14 protein-coding genes, 1 tRNA gene and 2 pseudogenes are annotated in these 14,861 nt (G+C 71.7%); 9 read left to right on the top strand and 8 right to left on the bottom strand.

Annotation, left to right across the window (positions count from 1 at the left end; genetic code table 11):
• Window positions 1-46: 46 nt before the first annotated feature.
• Window positions 47-820: a DUF4097 family beta strand repeat-containing protein gene (locus tag FDM97_RS07765; protein WP_137989518.1), complete on the bottom strand. Its 774-nt coding sequence runs from the start codon at window positions 818-820 to the stop codon at window positions 47-49.
• Between the two features lie 165 nt (window positions 821-985).
• Between FDM97_RS07765 and FDM97_RS07770 the strand changes: the two genes are divergently transcribed.
• The 5 genes and pseudogenes from FDM97_RS07770 to FDM97_RS07790 form a co-directional block, all read left to right on the top strand.
• A tRNA-Val gene (locus FDM97_RS07770) sits at window positions 986-1,060 on the top strand.
• 155 nt (window positions 1,061-1,215) lie between these two features.
• Window positions 1,216-1,377 (top strand): annotated as a pseudogene (locus FDM97_RS07775) (NUDIX hydrolase); the annotation flags it as partial.
• Window positions 1,378-1,649: 272 nt separating this feature from the next.
• On the top strand, window positions 1,650-2,213 hold the full coding sequence (locus FDM97_RS07780; RefSeq protein ID WP_137989519.1) for a dihydrofolate reductase family protein: 564 nt from the start codon (window positions 1,650-1,652) through the stop codon (window positions 2,211-2,213).
• Between the two features lie 454 nt (window positions 2,214-2,667).
• A complete protein-coding gene (locus FDM97_RS36335) occupies window positions 2,668-2,793 on the top strand; it encodes a 4a-hydroxytetrahydrobiopterin dehydratase (RefSeq protein WP_175439059.1) in 126 nt (41 codons plus the stop codon).
• 543 nt (window positions 2,794-3,336) lie between these two features.
• Window positions 3,337-3,795: pseudogene (locus FDM97_RS07790) on the top strand (DUF4231 domain-containing protein); the annotation flags it as partial.
• 471 nt (window positions 3,796-4,266) lie between these two features.
• Here FDM97_RS07790 and FDM97_RS07800 read toward each other — a convergent pair.
• Window positions 4,267-5,025, bottom strand: a complete 759-nt coding sequence (locus tag FDM97_RS07800; protein WP_137989521.1) for a GntR family transcriptional regulator — start codon at window positions 5,023-5,025, stop codon at window positions 4,267-4,269.
• Between the two features lie 202 nt (window positions 5,026-5,227).
• Here FDM97_RS07800 and FDM97_RS07805 point away from each other — a divergent pair, with 202 nt between their 5' ends.
• Both FDM97_RS07805 and FDM97_RS07810 read left to right on the top strand, forming a co-directional pair.
• Window positions 5,228-5,458 carry a hypothetical protein gene (locus tag FDM97_RS07805; protein ID WP_137989522.1) on the top strand — a complete coding sequence of 77 codons (231 nt, stop codon included), beginning with the start codon at window positions 5,228-5,230 and terminating at the stop codon, window positions 5,456-5,458.
• A gap of 192 nt (window positions 5,459-5,650) precedes the next feature.
• A complete protein-coding gene (locus tag FDM97_RS07810) occupies window positions 5,651-5,899 on the top strand; it encodes a DUF2277 domain-containing protein (RefSeq protein ID WP_137989523.1) in 249 nt (82 codons plus the stop codon).
• Here FDM97_RS07810 and FDM97_RS07815 read toward each other — a convergent pair.
• The 4 genes from FDM97_RS07815 to FDM97_RS07830 form a co-directional block, all read right to left on the bottom strand.
• The gene (locus FDM97_RS07815; RefSeq protein WP_432816281.1) at window positions 5,859-6,470 is read right to left on the bottom strand and encodes a DedA family protein; all 612 of its coding nucleotides are present in this window, start codon (window positions 6,468-6,470) and stop codon (window positions 5,859-5,861) included. The genes FDM97_RS07810 and FDM97_RS07815 overlap by 41 nt on opposite strands.
• A gap of 138 nt (window positions 6,471-6,608) precedes the next feature.
• Window positions 6,609-7,055, bottom strand: coding sequence for a DoxX family protein (locus tag FDM97_RS07820; RefSeq protein WP_137994713.1), 447 nt, complete (start codon window positions 7,053-7,055; stop codon window positions 6,609-6,611).
• Window positions 7,056-7,218: 163 nt separating this feature from the next.
• Window positions 7,219-8,895, bottom strand: a complete 1,677-nt coding sequence (locus tag FDM97_RS07825; RefSeq protein ID WP_137989524.1) for an alkaline phosphatase D family protein — start codon at window positions 8,893-8,895, stop codon at window positions 7,219-7,221.
• A 64-nt stretch (window positions 8,896-8,959) separates the two neighbouring features.
• The gene (locus FDM97_RS07830) at window positions 8,960-9,622 is read right to left on the bottom strand and encodes an HNH endonuclease family protein (protein ID WP_137989525.1); all 663 of its coding nucleotides are present in this window, start codon (window positions 9,620-9,622) and stop codon (window positions 8,960-8,962) included.
• 188 nt (window positions 9,623-9,810) lie between these two features.
• On the opposite strand from FDM97_RS07830, the gene FDM97_RS07835 reads away from it, so the two are divergent.
• A complete protein-coding gene (locus tag FDM97_RS07835; RefSeq protein WP_137989526.1) occupies window positions 9,811-10,566 on the top strand; it encodes an ABC transporter permease in 756 nt (251 codons plus the stop codon).
• A gap of 96 nt (window positions 10,567-10,662) precedes the next feature.
• Here FDM97_RS07835 and FDM97_RS07840 read toward each other — a convergent pair whose 3' ends face one another.
• Together FDM97_RS07840 and FDM97_RS07845 are read right to left on the bottom strand one after the other, a co-directional pair.
• Window positions 10,663-11,331 (bottom strand): HAD-IA family hydrolase, encoded by a 669-nt coding sequence (locus tag FDM97_RS07840; RefSeq protein WP_137989527.1) that lies wholly within the window; start codon window positions 11,329-11,331, stop codon window positions 10,663-10,665.
• Window positions 11,332-11,567: 236 nt separating this feature from the next.
• The gene (locus tag FDM97_RS07845) at window positions 11,568-12,656 is read right to left on the bottom strand and encodes a peptidoglycan-binding domain-containing protein (protein WP_137989528.1); all 1,089 of its coding nucleotides are present in this window, start codon (window positions 12,654-12,656) and stop codon (window positions 11,568-11,570) included.
• A 149-nt stretch (window positions 12,657-12,805) separates the two neighbouring features.
• Between FDM97_RS07845 and FDM97_RS07850 the strand changes: the two genes are divergently transcribed.
• Window positions 12,806-14,860: an MDR family MFS transporter gene (locus FDM97_RS07850; protein ID WP_137989529.1), complete on the top strand. Its 2,055-nt coding sequence runs from the start codon at window positions 12,806-12,808 to the stop codon at window positions 14,858-14,860.
• The last annotated feature ends 1 nt before the right edge of the window (window position 14,861 follow it).

The following is a 14,861-nucleotide window of genomic DNA, read 5'->3' on the forward strand; positions in this document are numbered from 1 at the left end:
GGTCCGGTTCATTCTCCCACCAGGTAAGGACGAACACACGGGCCGATCAGTTCGCGCTGCGCACGACGACTTCCCCGTTGTCACTGCGCGCGGTCACGACATGCGCGCTGCCCTTCCGCGTCGGCACGTCGATCCGGACGCTGCCGTTGTCGCTGCGCCCGTCGACGTCGTAGGAGGCCGAGCCCGTGGGCAGGGCGATGTCGATCTCCCCGTTGTCGCTGACGGCCTCCACGCGCGCGGGCACGGCGCTCAGCGCGAGCCGTACGGCCCCGTTGTCGGACCGCGCGACGACCTGCCCGGACGTGGTGCCACCCTCCACGACGACCTCCCCGTTGCCACTGCTCAGATCGAGCGCGCCGGAGGCGTTGCGCACGATGACCTCACCGTTGTCGGCCGTGATCTTCAGGGCGGTGTCGAACCCGTCGGCGGTGACCTTCCCGTTGTCGTCCTCGACGGTGACGGCGACCCCGCGCGGCACCTGGATCCGGTGAACGGAGTCGCAGTCACTGGCAACGCCGTCGCACTCCACCCGCAGCGTCAGCCGCCCACCCTCCATCCGCCAGTCGGCCTCGGGCCCATTCCCCATGAACACCCACCCCTCGACCTGCCGGCTGACGCGCACGTCCTTGATGTCGGCGGGCACGATCTCCAGCTCGGAGTTGTCGGAGTCGACGGTGAGCGTCCCCGCGGAGAAGGCAAAGCTCTTCTCCTCCACGGGCGCCCCCGCGGCATCCGTGCTCCCACACCCACCGACCCCGAGCACGACGACGACGGCCCCACCGGCGGCGAGGAGCGTGCGGATACGACGACGAGCGACCATGACCTTCAAACCCCCAGGTAACGCGCTGACTGTCCCGCCACGCTACAAACCCACCCCACCCCTGCCGATCCGGCGACCCACCGTCCCGTGGTGGGGCTACCCCCCGGCCCCGCATCGGTTTGCGGGACCCACCCATGGGCCATGTACGCTGTTGCCTCATTCCACGGGTGCGTAGCTCAGGGGTAGAGCGCTGCTCTTACAAAGCAGATGTCGGCGGTTCGAAACCGTCCGCGCCCACCAGCAGGTAGCACGGCAAAGGCCCAGGTCACCGGTATCGAACCGGAACCCTGGGCCTTGTTCGTTCCTCAGCCGGGGAGGCGGGGGAGAGGCGTCGTGCCAGTTACGTGCCAGATGCGTCGCCGGGCTCCGCTGGGGTCGGCCGGCTCCTGGATGACGGGGTCCACAAGAACACGCCCTGTGGCATCGACGCCCTGGTGTTCCGGTGCATGCCCTCGGGCGGCATCGAGCGAACACGGGACGAGTCGACGGCGGTGGACTGGCTTACGCCCGCAGAGGTCGAAGAGCGGATGGCCGAGGTCTACGCGGTACGGCTGCTTGTGACGGCGAAGGCCGGGACGGTCTATGACCTGGATCAGGTGCGCATGCGGCCTGGCATGTTCGCTCGGGGCGAGTCGCTGCTAGAGGTGCAGGCCATCCTGTATGGGTACGGGTAGCGTCCGAGATCTACGGGCCGCAGCCTGTGACGGACTTCGAGCACAGCGGACCGTTCGCCGAGTGAGGTTTTCTCAACGAAATGATCTCGTGAGGTGACACGTCCCAGGGATCCCGCGAGCCGCACGGTCGAAGCCGTTACCGAGGAGGACTTCTGATGCGCAGCGTGACCTATTCGATGAACGTCTCACTTGACGGCTACATCGTCGGGCCGGACGGCGACTTCGACTGGACGGCGCCCGACGAGGAGGTCTTTCGCTTCTGGATCGACGAGATTCGAGAGGTCGGCGTCCACCTTTTGGGACGACGGCTGTACGAGACGATGCTGTACTGGGAGACCGCCGACCAGGATCCGTCACTCGACGACTCCACGCTCGAGTGGGCCGCTCTCTGGAATCCGCTCCCAAAGGTCGTGTTCTCCACCACGCTGTCGGCTGTGCAGGGCAACGCCCGCCTGGCCTCCGGCGGCCTTGCGGAGGAGATCGAGCGGTTGCGAGCCGAGCCGGGGGAGGGCGACATCGCGATCGGTGGCGCGACCCTCGCCGCCGAGGCGGCCGCGTTGGGTCTCATCGACGAGTACCGGGCCATGGTCTACCCGGTGCTGGTTGGCGGTGGCATTTCGTTCTTTCCCCAACGCGAGCGCCGGGTGGATCTCGAACTCGTCGAGACCCGCACCTTCAGCTCGAGATTCGTCTACCTCCGCTACCGCGTGGCGCGTTAGCCGGCTCGTCCGCCGAGCCCTAGGAAGAACGGGCCAGTCGACACCGACCGGCTCGCCCCGAAGGTGCGGGTCATGTCGTTGCAGCAGCAGGCGCACGGTGCCAGCCTCATCGGCGACCGCGCCGCCGTCGACCACCTCATCGACACTGCCGACGGGCTCCTCTGCCGGGTCGACGACGACCTCCCTTGGGGCAACGCGTGCCGCCGCACCCAGGGTTACCTCGAAGTGCAGAGGGCCACCTGCTACGGGCGCCTCGGGCTCGGCGTGGAGGCCGGCGCTCTGTGGCCTCAGGTCCTCGATACCGTCCCGCCGACCGCGCGCCGTGACCGCGGGGTGTACATGGCGCGGCACGCCACGGCTGGGATCGCGCGGGCGGTGGCCGAGATCGCAGTGGAAACCCGGTCGGCCCGGATGCGGCGGGAGTTGGGCACCCCATGCGGACCTCGACCTGCGGATGGACCACCTGCGGGCGACCATCACCACGCACGACGCTGGATTTCGGCTGACCGAAGCGGACTTCGACCTCGCGCATCGGATCGATGCGATCGTGGCTGCGCACCAGGAGCTTCCGCTCGACTGACCCCGGACATGACGCAGCCGCCCTTCTGCCCGAAGGCGAGAGGGGGCGCGATGCAGCAGCGACGAGGCGGTCCTTCGGCGGGCCAGGCGCCGGGGCGATGCCGCGCTGGGCAGTTGAACACGGCGGGCGGCCTTGGAGCGCTGCAGGCTGTCCCCGTGGGGCAGTTTGCCCATCAGCGCCGTTGGTTCCGGCCCGGCGGGAGTGACCGGTACACACAGCAGAGCCCGGCGGCATTGCCATGCCACCGGGCTCTGGGAAGACGGTAGGGGAGGCGAGCTCGTGCCGGCCACGGGGGCATATGTTCGCCCCGTCGCCTGATCGTGTCGGGTCGGCATTACGCAGGCCCCGAAGTTCCGGCAGTTCGAGTACGGGCGCGCCCCGTTGCCCCCGGCAGACGACGTGAACCTGGTCGGCGCCCACCGTGTCGTCTCCACTGTTCGCGTCCCGTGAGTCGTGCGTGTTGACTGCGTGGGCGCTTGGGGGGACGCGCCCGAGGCTGAGGTGGCCGGGGGCGAGATGACGCCCTAGCGGTATGTCGAGAGCAGGTTGACGCAGTATCAGGAGTGGTACGACCGCAAGGCCACCAAGATGAAGGCCATGCATCTGCGCATGCGGACCCTCTCCGTCGTCGGCGGTGCGCTCGTGCCCGTGGGCGTCAATCTCGATCTCGGGTTCGCGAAGATGACCGCCACCGTGCTCAGTCTGATCGTGGTGGCGTCGGTGTCGCTGGAGAGCGTGTACCGGTACCGCGAGCAGTGGAAGAACTACCGGTCCACCGAGCAGCTGCTCGGGCACGAGCGGGTGTACTTCGCCGCCAAGGTCGGGCCGTACCACAACCTCTCGGAGCGCGACTGCTTCACGACGTTAGTCGCCAGGGTCGAGAAGGCCATCGCCAACGAGAACTCGGCGACGCTCAACGTCATGACCCTCGGTGGGCAGGTCAACGCCGACGTCCAGCAGCACGGGATCCCCGCCGCGCGGCGGGAGGCGGAGGGGAGTTGACCCTCCGGATCGCCGTGCTGGGATCCACCACGCCCTACCCCAGGCCCGGGAATCACTGTTCCGGGTATCTGGCCGACACACCGCCGCCGCCGAGATCGACGCCGTGTGGATCTCGCATCTTCACGCCGACCACTGTGCCGATCTGCTGGCCGCTTATTACGGGCTGTTGTACGCCCGCCGACGTCGTCAGTGACGCCCCGCTCCCGCCGTACGGGCCGCCCGGGATCGCCGACCGGCTCGCCGATCGCGTACTCGGGGGACTTCGAGCCGTGCCCCGCGCTCACCGAACTAGCCCGGGGGTGCGAGCTGTTCGTCTGTGAGGCCGATGGCGAGGGGCCTGGACGCCTCTCCGCCGAGCAGGCCGGGCGGGCCGCCGCCGAGGCCGGGGTGAGCCGGAGCAGGCCGTATGGAGCGCCCCCGAGGTCTTCATGGGCGAGGTCGCGTACGCGGCTCCCGGCAGTGTCTTCGCCGTCACGCGTCGAAGTCGTACTCCAGGACGTACGACGCCGAGTCCAGCGTCATCTCGTTGAGCTCCACCGCAACTCCCTTTCCCGTGAAGGCCGTACGGCCGATCAGGATCACCGGCGTGCCGAACTCCAGGGCGAGTCGGTCCGATTCGTCCGCCGTCGGCATGCGGCAGCGGATCTCCTCGCGGAAGTGGACCGGCTGGTGGCCGAGTTCGGCCAGGCGGGCGTAGGTGCCGCCCGGGCCCGTGTCGGGAGCCGTGATCGGTGTGCCCTGGGTGAGGCTCGCCGGGAGGTACGAGATGGAGAGCAGGACCGGCTTGTCGTCCAGGACGAAGCGGCGGCTGCGGACGCAGACCGTGGAGTCGGCCGGCAGGCCCAGCGCCGCGGCGACCCGCGGGCTCGCCGCGGCCTCGTCGACCTTGATCTGGTCCACCTCCAGCGCGCGGTCCTCGATGTCCGCCGACCAGACCGAGCGGCCCGTGCCCCAGTGGTCCCGCGCGAGCCGCGGGATGCCGCGCCGGCGCAGCGGGCGGAAGGTGCGGACGAAGACCCCGGCGCCCTTGCGGGCCTCCGCGAGGCCCTCGTTGCGCAGCACGGACAGGGCCTGGCGGGCCGTCATCCGGGCCACCTCGTAGGTGGTCATCAGATCGTTCTCGCCGGGGAGCCGGTCGCCGGGGGCGAAGGCGCCTGACTGGATGGCGGTTCTCAACTCGTCGGCGATGCGCTGGTACTTGGGCCGACGACCGCTGTCCTGGTCAGTCATGGGTGGACCACTCCCTTCCGTCTGCGGGACACCCTACGGCGCCGTTCTCCGTGGTGGGGTACGTGTGTGCGCCGACCCGAGCGGTCGATCCGTCCATCGGGGGACATCTCTAGAGATACGTTGACAGGGAGGGGTCTTCGGGTGTCTCTGGGTGTATCTCTAGAGATCTGCGACTCAGGGGATTCCGGGACGGAGGGGATTCGTGCAGCCACTGCCCGAGGTCGGTGACCTCGTACGCGATACCGCCACCGGGCGGGTCGGCTTCTACGTGGACAGCGTCGCCGGCCGGTTTCTGATCCGGCCCGTCAACGGCGGCGTCGGCGGCGAGTGGGAGGCCGAGCCCGGAGACGTACAGCTGGCCACCCCGATGAGAGAGCTGCGGGCGCGCGCCGCGGAGATCAACGCCCGGAGCCGGAGAAGCCTGGGGACCTGAGATCGCCGGCGGCCCCGCGCCGGAATCTCGGCCCGGTGACTGGAGGTCGGCCCCGCTGGTGCCCGGGGCCTGGGTGTCGGCGGCCCTGCGCGGCCAGGAGCCTGGCGCCGGGACCTGGCGCCGGGACCCCCGACGCCGGGACCCGGACGCCGGGCACCTGGCGTTGTCAGTGGCGCGCGCCACACTGGAGGCATGTGCCGCAGCATCAAGACCCTCCGACCGCCCGCCCTGCCCTACGAGGCCACCGAGGACGACATCCGCGCCGCCGCGCTGCAGTACGTCCGCAAGGTCTCCGGGTTCCACCGGCCCGCCGCGCACAACCGCGAGGTGTTCGACCAGGCCGTGGACGAGATCGCCGCGGCGACCGCGCGGCTGCTCGACGGCCTCGAGGTGCGCGGGCTCAAGAAGCCGGAGCGGGAGCCGCAGCCGGACGCCGTATGACGTAGGCGGCCAGCGCGCCCGCCAGGAACAGGGCGAGGATCGAGACCCCCGCGCTGAACCAGGTCGCGCCCAGCCACAGCCCGCCGAACCAGCCGAGCGCCACGCTGTAGCTCGCCCAGGCCACGCCCGCGAGCGCCGACCACGGCAGGAACTCCACGATCCGCCGCCGGGCCGCGCCCGCGCCGAGGGAGACCACCGAGCGGCCCGCAGGGGCGAAGCGCGCGATCACCACGAGCAGCCCGCCGCCGCGCGCGAGCGCCGCGCCGAGACGTTCCTGCGCGACGGTCAGCCGGCGCGAGCGCGCGATCGCCCGGTCCAGCCTGGCCCCGCCGCGCCAGGCCAGGCGGTACGCGACGAAGTCGCCGAGCACGGAAGCGGTGGCCGCGCAGAGCAGAAGGGGGAGCACGGACGGTACGTCCGGGGAGGCCGCCGTGGCGGTCGCCGCCGCCGTCGCGGCCGTGATCACCAGAACCCCGCTCGGCAGCACCGGCAGGAAGACGTCGAGAAGTACCGACGTGGCCACCGCCGCGTAGATCCACGGGCCCGCGGTGAGTGCCCGCAGTGACCCCATGCTGTCGAGCACGTTCACAGCGCTAGAGCGTACGCGGGGGTACGGCGTGAAAACGGGGCAGGGGCCGGAAACCGCCGCTTGCGGATTCCGGCCCCTGATGCCGATGACGCCGAAACGTGTGGCAGCGGGTGCGCGGGGTTACGCCGCGACGGGCGTGCGCTGCGCCTCGTCGGCCGTGGAGCCGGCGCCGCGGGCACCGAAGAGCCGGTCGAGCGCCAGCGCGCCCGGGCCGGTGAAGACGAGCAGCAGGAACGCCCAGCAGAAGAGCGCCGCGCCCTCACCGCTGTTCTGGAGCGGGAAGAGGGCCTCGGGCTGGTGGACCTTGAAGTACGCGTACGCCATCGAGCCGGAGGCGATGAAGGCGGCGCTGCGGGTACCCAGGCCGAGCACCACCAGCGCGCCTGCGACGAGCTGGATCACCGCCGCGTACCAGCCCGGCCACGTGCCGGCGGGGATGGTGCCGCCCATCACGCCTCCGAGGACGCCGAAGAGCGATGCGGCTCCGTGGCAGGCGAAGAGCAGGCCGATGACGATGCGGAACAGTCCGAGCGCGTACGGCTGGGCCTGGTTCAGGCGGTTCGTCAGGTTGTTCATGGGGACGGGACTCCTTCGGTCTGGTCCGTTCCCATGGGAAACGGAACGTGGGGGACGGAACCGATGAGGTCGTCAGGTTAGGCTCCCCTCAATAGTGCTTGCAAGTTCAACATTCGGCCATGCGCGATCTGTGGCAAGCGTCACGCCCGCGCCCTCAGGCGCCGTTGGGGGTTTTCCGCGGTTCTTCGGTGAGCGTTCGCTCGTCGAGAGTCACCAGGCGCCCGCCCCGGCGGGCCTGCCTCAGGGCCAGCCGCGCCGAACGCCCCCGCAGGGTCAGCGTCATGAGCTGGTTCCCGAACCACGGGCCGCCCGTCCGGTCCCACTCGACCGGCGGGCGGCCCGCCCGCCCGTGCCGGGCGAGAGCCCGGCCGAGCCATCGACCGGGCCGGCTCCAGCCGAAGTGGAAGCCCAGGCGTACCGGGCGCGGGATCGCGTTGTGGAGCGGCGAGCAGGTCAACTGCACCACCCGCGCCTCCGGTTCGGGGTCGGGCCAGCGGGGTTCCGCCACGTAAGCGTGGTGTACGTCCCCGGACAGGACGCACACCGTCGCCGGCGCGTCCGGGCCGCTGCCCGCCTCCGTCAGCAGGCGGGTCAGCGCCTCGTACGACGACGGGAACGCCGCCCAGTGCTCCAGGTCGGCGCGCTGCCGCAGGTTCTCCGCGAACCGTGCCCAGCGCCCGTCCGGCCCGCCGCGCTCGCCGCGGCACAGCGCCGCGTTCCAGCTCTCCGCGTCGTGGATCAGGGGCGGCAGCAGCCAGGGCAGCGAGGTGGCGACGAGGAGATGGTCGTACGTGCCCGGGCCGGCCAGCGCCTGTTCGCGTACCCAGGCCGCCTCGGACGGGGCCAGCATCGCTCGCGCGTCCTCGCGGAGCACGCGGGCCGCCCGCGTGTCGATCATCACCAGCCGGGTCCGGTCGAAGTCCCTGCGGTAACTCCAGCGCGCGCGGGCCGGATCGGCGTCCGCCTCGGCCGCGAACCGCCGCAGCGGCTCCGTGCCGTCCGGCATCGAGAGGATCTCCGTGTACAGCGGGTCGGCGGCCAGTTCGGCCGGGGAGAGGTTGCCGAGGTGCTGGTACACCCAGTACGACATCAGTCCGCTCAGCACGCGCTCGCGCCACCAGTGCGTGGCGCGCATCGCCGCCAGCCAGGCGGCGCTGGTGTTCCAGTCGTCGATGACGTCGTGGTCGTCGAAGATCATGCAGCTCGGGACGGTGGAGAGCAGCCAGCGGACCTCGGGGTCCTGCCAGGACTCGTCGTAGAGCCGGGTGTACTCCTCGTACTCCCCGACCTCCGAGCCCGGGGGGTCGCGCGGGTCGCGGCGCGCGGCGAGCCAGCGGCGGGTGGCCGCCGAGGTCTCGTCCGCGTACACCTGGTCGCCCAACAGCAGGAGTACGTCGGGGCGTTCGGCGTCCGGGTGGGTGGCCAGACGTGTCGCGAGGGTGTCCAGGGCGTCCGGGCCGACCGGGTCGTGGCCCGTCGCGGGCTTCGCCGCCCAGCGGCAGGAGCCGAACGCGACGCGCACGCCGTCGCCGGGGGAGGGGGTCCGGATGGTGCTCGGTGGGAAGCGGGAGTCGGGCAGGGGCCAGACCAGGCGGCCGTCAAGCCGTATCTCGTACGCGGTCGTCGTGCCGGGCTCCAGGCCGGTCACCGGGACCAGGGCGTAGTGATGGCCGGCGATCTGGAACGTGCGGGTACTGCCGCCCGCGCCGGACGCGCCCCGGACCTCGGCCGTGCACGGGCGGTCGGTCTCGACCCACACCGTCGCGCAGTCGCCCGTCACTCCGTCGACGTACCGCAGCAGTGGTCCGAGTCTGAGTCTTCCGGCCGCCATCGTGATGCCCCCTCCGTCGTCCCGCCGTACGGTACGGAACGACGAAGGGGTGCAGGAAGCGTTCTCAGCAGCCGTTCAGGACCGACTGCAGGGCGCTCTTCTCGGCGGAGTCGACGCTCAGGCCCCAGTAGTACTTCGTGTGCACCCACGCGCGGGCGTACGTGCAGCGGTACGCGGTGCGCGGCGGCATCCACTCGGCCGGGTCCTTGTCGCCCTTGGCCTGGTTGACGTTGTCGGTGACGGCGATGAGCTGGGGGCGGGTGAGGTCGTTGGCGAACAGCTGCCGCTTGCTCGTCGTCCAGGAGTTCGCGCCGGAGCGCCAGGCCTCGGCGAGCGGAATGACGTGGTCGATGTCGACGTCGGAGGCGGCGTACCAGGTGGCGCCGTCGTACTGCGAGTACCAACTGCCGCTGACCGCCGCGCAGCTGGAGTCCTGGACGACGTTCACGCCGTCGCGCTTGAGGACGACCTCACGGGTGTTGCAGGCGCCGGACTGGGTGATCCAGTGCGGGAAGAGGTCGCGGCTGTAGCCGGTGGAGGAACCTTCCGCCTTCACCGTGAGCGAGGCGAGGTAGGTACGGGCGGTGGCGGCGCTGACCGGGGTGGGCATCGCGGCCTGGGCGGTCGGGGCGGTGGCGAGGAGGCCGGTGACGGTGAGGGCGGCGGTGGCGGCGAGGACGGTCGCGCGACGGGCTATTTGACGCGCGTAGATGCTTGCGGCGAGCATGCTAACTCCCTTGGGGTGGGGGTGTCTTGACCGTGCCGTCCGTGGGCGGGTCGCCAGGCGGCCCGGTCATCGTGGCGGCGCCAGGTTTCGATGGGGGGTGCGCCAGGTAACAGGGTGGCGACATGGGCACGTCACATCAAGGGGTGTGACGGAACAACAATTCCACTTTCCGGCCCTAGGGTTGGTGCGTGCTTCTGGACGTGAATGTCACCTTTGGGGCGGTTCTCGCCGTCCTGCTCGTCCTCGCCGCGGGCGTGGTCGCCCTCGCCCGGCTCGGACGCGCCCGCGACACCCTGATCGCGGGCGGGCGCGCGGCGGTCCAGCTGGTGGCCGTGTCGCTGGTGATCGGCTGGGTGATGCGGTATCTGCCGCTGCTCCTTGCCTTCCTGCTGCTGATGTACGGGGTGGCGGTGTGGACCGCCGGGCGGCGCGTCGTGCCCGCGCCCGGGCGCGGCTGGTGGTGGGCCGGGGTGCCGATCGCGGCGGGCGTGGTGCCGGTCGTCGGGGCGCTCCTGCTCACCGGGCTCGTACCGGTACGGGGTGTGGCGCTCATCCCGGTGACCGGCATCCTCATCGGCGGCGCGCTGACGGCCACGGTCCTCGGCGGGCGGCGCGCGCTGGACGAGCTGGAGACGCGGCGGGGCGAGGTGGAGGCGGGGCTCGCGCTCGGGCTGCCGGAGCGCGAGGCGCGCCTGGAGGTGGCGCGCAAGGCGGCGTCGGACGCGCTGCTGCCGGGCCTCGACCAGACGCGGACGGTGGGGCTCGTCACGCTGCCGGGCGCGTTCGTGGGGATGCTGCTGGGCGGGGCGTCGGTGTGGGAGGCCGGGGCGGTGCAGCTGTTCGTGCTCGTCGCGCTGCTCGTGGTCCAGGCGGTGGCGGTCGCGGCGGCGCTGGAACTGGTGGCGCGGGGGAGGCTGGCCCGGCCGTCCCCGGCGCGGCTCTGAGGGCCGCCGGGCGGCCCGCGGGTGTGGCGCGGCCCGGGGGTGTGACGCGGCCCGGGGGTGTGGCGCGGCCGGGGGGTGTGACGCGGCCCGGGAGTGTTACGCGGGGAACGTCAGGCGGATCGTGCCGTCGGGGAGCGCCTCGACCGCCAGTTCCGTGAGGTCCATGACGTGGACGTTCGGGGCGAAGGCCGAAGCCCTCGGGCCCACGCCCACCACCCGCATGCCCGCCGCGCGGCCCGCCTGGATGCCGGCCTCGGAGTCCTCGAAGACCACGCAGTCCGCCGGATCGAAGCCCAGCTGCGCGGCGCCCTTGAGGAAGCCCTCCGGGTCCGGCTTGCTGGCGCCGACGCACTCCGCCGTGACGCGCGCCTCCGGTACGCGCAGCCCCGCCGCGCCCATCCGGGCCTGCGCGAGGGCCTCGTCGGCCGAGGTCACCAGCGCGTGCGGGAGGCCGTCGAGGGCGTCCATGAAGGCCGGGGCGCCCGGGACGGGGACGACGCCGTCGAGGTCGGCGGTCTCCTGGGCCAGCATCACGCGGTTGTCGGCGTAGTTCTCCTCCATGGGCCGGTCGGGGAGGAGGACGGCCATCGTCGCGTACCCCTGGCGGCCGTGGACGACCTTGAGCGCCTGCTCCGGGTCCAGCCCGTGCTCCTCGGCCCATCGGCGCCAGCAGCGCTCGACCACCGCGTCCGAGTTGACGAGGGTGCCGTCCATGTCCAGGAGGAGGGCGCGGGCGGTGAGCGTTGCCGGGGTGGGGGCAGGCATCGACGGTCTCCAGAGGGGTGGGAGGAGAACAGAGCGGTCCCGCCCACCGGTCAGGGAGTGCGGGCGGGGCCACTTTGTTCCTTCACGATACAAAACAAAGGGCCGTCTCCGCCAATCCGTCCCGCATCGCGGACTCGCGCGCGGCGCGCGGACGGTCGTCTGCCGGTGAGCTCGGGTGGTCGGCCGGGGGGCCGGACGGGGGGGCAGTCCGTGGTCGGCCGGGGGTCGACCGGGGGTCAGCCCGTGGTCTGCGCCTCGAGGGCGCGGCGTGTCGCCGGCCCGTAGACGCCCTTCGCGTCCCCCTCGATGCCGTTGTACGACTGGTAGTACCTGACCGCGTCCTCGACCTTCTTGTTGTACTCGCCGTTCGCCGGCCCGCCGTAGAACCCGGCCTGCTTGAGCCGCCGCTGGAGCTCCTGGACCTCGGCGCCGGAGTCCCCTGAACGCAGGGTGGGGGCCGCCGTGTTCTGGGTGGGCGCGGGTGCGGAGGTGGTGGCCCGGTCGCCCGAGGCCGACGGCGGTCCGGCCGGCGCGGTCGAGGTGTCCCGTGCCGCGGAGGGGGAGGGGGAGGGGGAGGCCGACTCGGACGCCGACTCGGAGGCCGACGCCGAGGCCGAGGTGGAGGTCGAAGCGGACGGAGAGGGCGGCGCCTCGGAGACGGCGACGTTCTCGGACGCGCTCGTGGTGACCGTGGGCACCGCCGCCCGGTCGTCCGTCTCGCCCTCGTCGCCGAGCAGACCGGCCGCCACCGCCGCCGTGGCGACGACCGCCACCGCGGTGGCCGCTCCGAGGGCCACGAGAGCACCGCGCCGGCGCGCGGCGGGCCGCTCCTGCTCAAGACGGCGCTCGCGCCTGCCGCGCCGGTCGAAGTCCGCGTCCGCCCCGATCCCGCCCAGGAGCAGCGGCGCGGTGTCGGAGGGGTCCCCGGCGTACCCGGCTTCCCTGGCATACCCGTCTTCCCCGGCCGGCGGCACCGGCGGCGCCATCGGCTGCGGCGGTACGGGTACAGGTGCGGGTACGGATACGGATACGGGTACGGGTACCGGCTCCGGGGTCGGCATCAGCCGCGGGTCCGGAGCGGCCGCCTCCGGAGGCAGCGGGCCGGGGTTCATGGAGCCCGGTACGGGCGGAGCAGGCGGCATCGGCGGAGCTGGCGGCACCGGCGGCACCGGCGGTACCCCGTGCGCCCCCGGCTCGGGTGCCTCCAGCGTCACGTACGGCCGGATCCGCAGCGGGTCGAAGTCCTCCGCCGCGGCGATCTCCGCCTGGGCGCAGGCGCAACCCGGTCTGTGTACACCGCATTCAGGACAGACGATTCCGACCACGTGTGGGTCCCTCCCCAGTTAACTGCCAGCGATTATGCAGGCCGCCCGCTAGCAGAAGATGAACGGCCTTGTCCTTCCGCAGGCCATAACCGGACATACGGCCCAGGATGGAGAGGTACGGACACCGAGGAGACGCCCCGGAGACGCCCATGGCCCAGGAAGTACGCACGCCGGACGTCGGCGGCGGCCCCGCGCCGGGGGAGGGGCACAGTCACCGCACCGTCATGGTCGCCATCGGCGCGCTGCTGCTCGGCATGCTGCTGGCCGCACTCGACCAGACCATCGTCTCCACCGCCCTGCCGACCATCGTCAGTGAACTCGGCGGCATGGAGCACCTCTCCTGGGTCGTCACCGCGTACATGCTCGCGTCGACCGCCGCGACCCCCTTGTGGGGCAAGCTCGGCGACCAGTACGGCCGCAAGAAGCTCTTCCAGGCGGCCATCGTCATCTTCCTCATCGGCTCCGCCCTCTGCGGCATCGCGCAGAACATGCCCCAGCTCATCGCCTTCCGCGGTCTCCAAGGGCTCGGCGGCGGTGGCCTCATGGTGCTGTCCATGGCGATCGTCGGCGACCTGGTCTCGCCCCGGGAACGCGGAAAGTACCAGGGGCTCTTCGGGGCCGTCTTCGGTGCCGCGAGCGTCCTCGGCCCCCTGCTCGGCGGGCTGTTCACCGAACACCTCTCGTGGCGCTGGGTCTTCTACATCAACCTGCCGATCGGCGTCGTCGCCCTCTTCGTGATCGCCGCCGTGCTGCACATCCCGGCACGCGGCACCCGGCACACCATCGACTACCTCGGCACCTTCCTCATCGCCTCGGTCGCCACCTGCCTGGTCCTGGTGGCCTCCCTCGGCGGCACCACCTGGGACTGGGGCTCCCCGCAGATCATCGGACTCGCCGTCCTCGGAGCCGTCCTCCTGGTGTGCTTCGTGTACGTCGAGCGGCGCGCCGCCGAGCCCGTCCTGCCCCTGAAGCTCTTCCGGATCCGGACCTTCACCCTCGTCTCGGTCATCAGCTTCGTCGTGGGCTTCGCGATGTTCGGGGCGATGACCTATCTGCCGACCTTCCTCCAGGTCGTCCAGGGCGTCACCCCGACCATGTCCGGCGTGCACATGCTGCCCATGGTCCTCGGCATGCTCCTCACCTCCACCGCCTCCGGCCAGATCGTCTCCCGCACCGGACGCTGGAAGGTCTTCCCGATCCTGGGCACCGGCGTCACCGGCCTCGGGCTGCTCCTGCTCAACGAGATGACGGAGACCAGCCCGGCCTGGGAGATGAGCATCTACTTCTTCGTGTTCGGCGCCGGACTCGGCCTGGTCATGCAGGTCCTCGTCCTCGTCGTGCAGAACGCCGTCTCCTACCAGGACCTCGGTGTCGCCACCTCCGGCGCGACCTTCTTCCGGTCCATCGGAGCCTCCTTCGGCGTCGCCGTCTTCGGCACGATCTTCACCAACCGGCTCACCGTCAAACTCGACGACGCCCTGGCCGGACAGACGCTGCCGCCCGGGACCGGACCCGAGCAGATCGCCGCCGACCCGCGCGCCATCGCCGAACTCCCGTCCTCACTGCGGCCGTCGGTGCTGCACGCCTACGCGACCTCCATCACCGACGTCTTCCTCTACGCCGCGCCGGTGGTCCTCGTCGCCTTCGGCGTCGCCTGGTTCCTCAAGGAGGACAAGCTGCGCGGCTCGGTCACCGCCCCCGACACGAGCCAGACGCTGGCCTCCAACCCGGTGGAGCGCTCCTCGTACGACGAGTGCTGCCGCGCCCTGTCCGTGCTGGGCTCACGCGAGGGACGCAAGGCGATCTACGAGACGATCACCGCGAAGGCCGGGCTCGATCTGCTGCCCGCCGCGAGCTGGCTGCTGCTGCGCATCCGCCGCCACGGCACCGTGGAACCGGCCCGGCTCGCCGAGACCACCCCCGTACCGCTGCGGGCCATCACCGCGGCGTCCCGCCAGGTCGAGGAGCGCCGTCTCGCCCGCCGCGAGGGGCTGCAGCTGATCCTCACCGAGGAAGGCGTCGCGGCGGCGGTCAAGCTGGCGAAGGCGCGCGAGGAGTCGCTCGCCGAGCTGCTGGGCGACTGGTGGGGGCCGGACCGGCCCACGGACCTCGTACAGCTGGTGGAGGAGCTGACGGCCGAGCTGGGCGGATCGGACGCGGACCGGCCCCACCTGCCCGAGCCGCCCCGCGACCACCACGCCTGAG

Source organism: Streptomyces vilmorinianum (assembly GCF_005517195.1).
Lineage (GTDB): Bacteria > Actinomycetota > Actinomycetes > Streptomycetales > Streptomycetaceae > Streptomyces > Streptomyces vilmorinianum.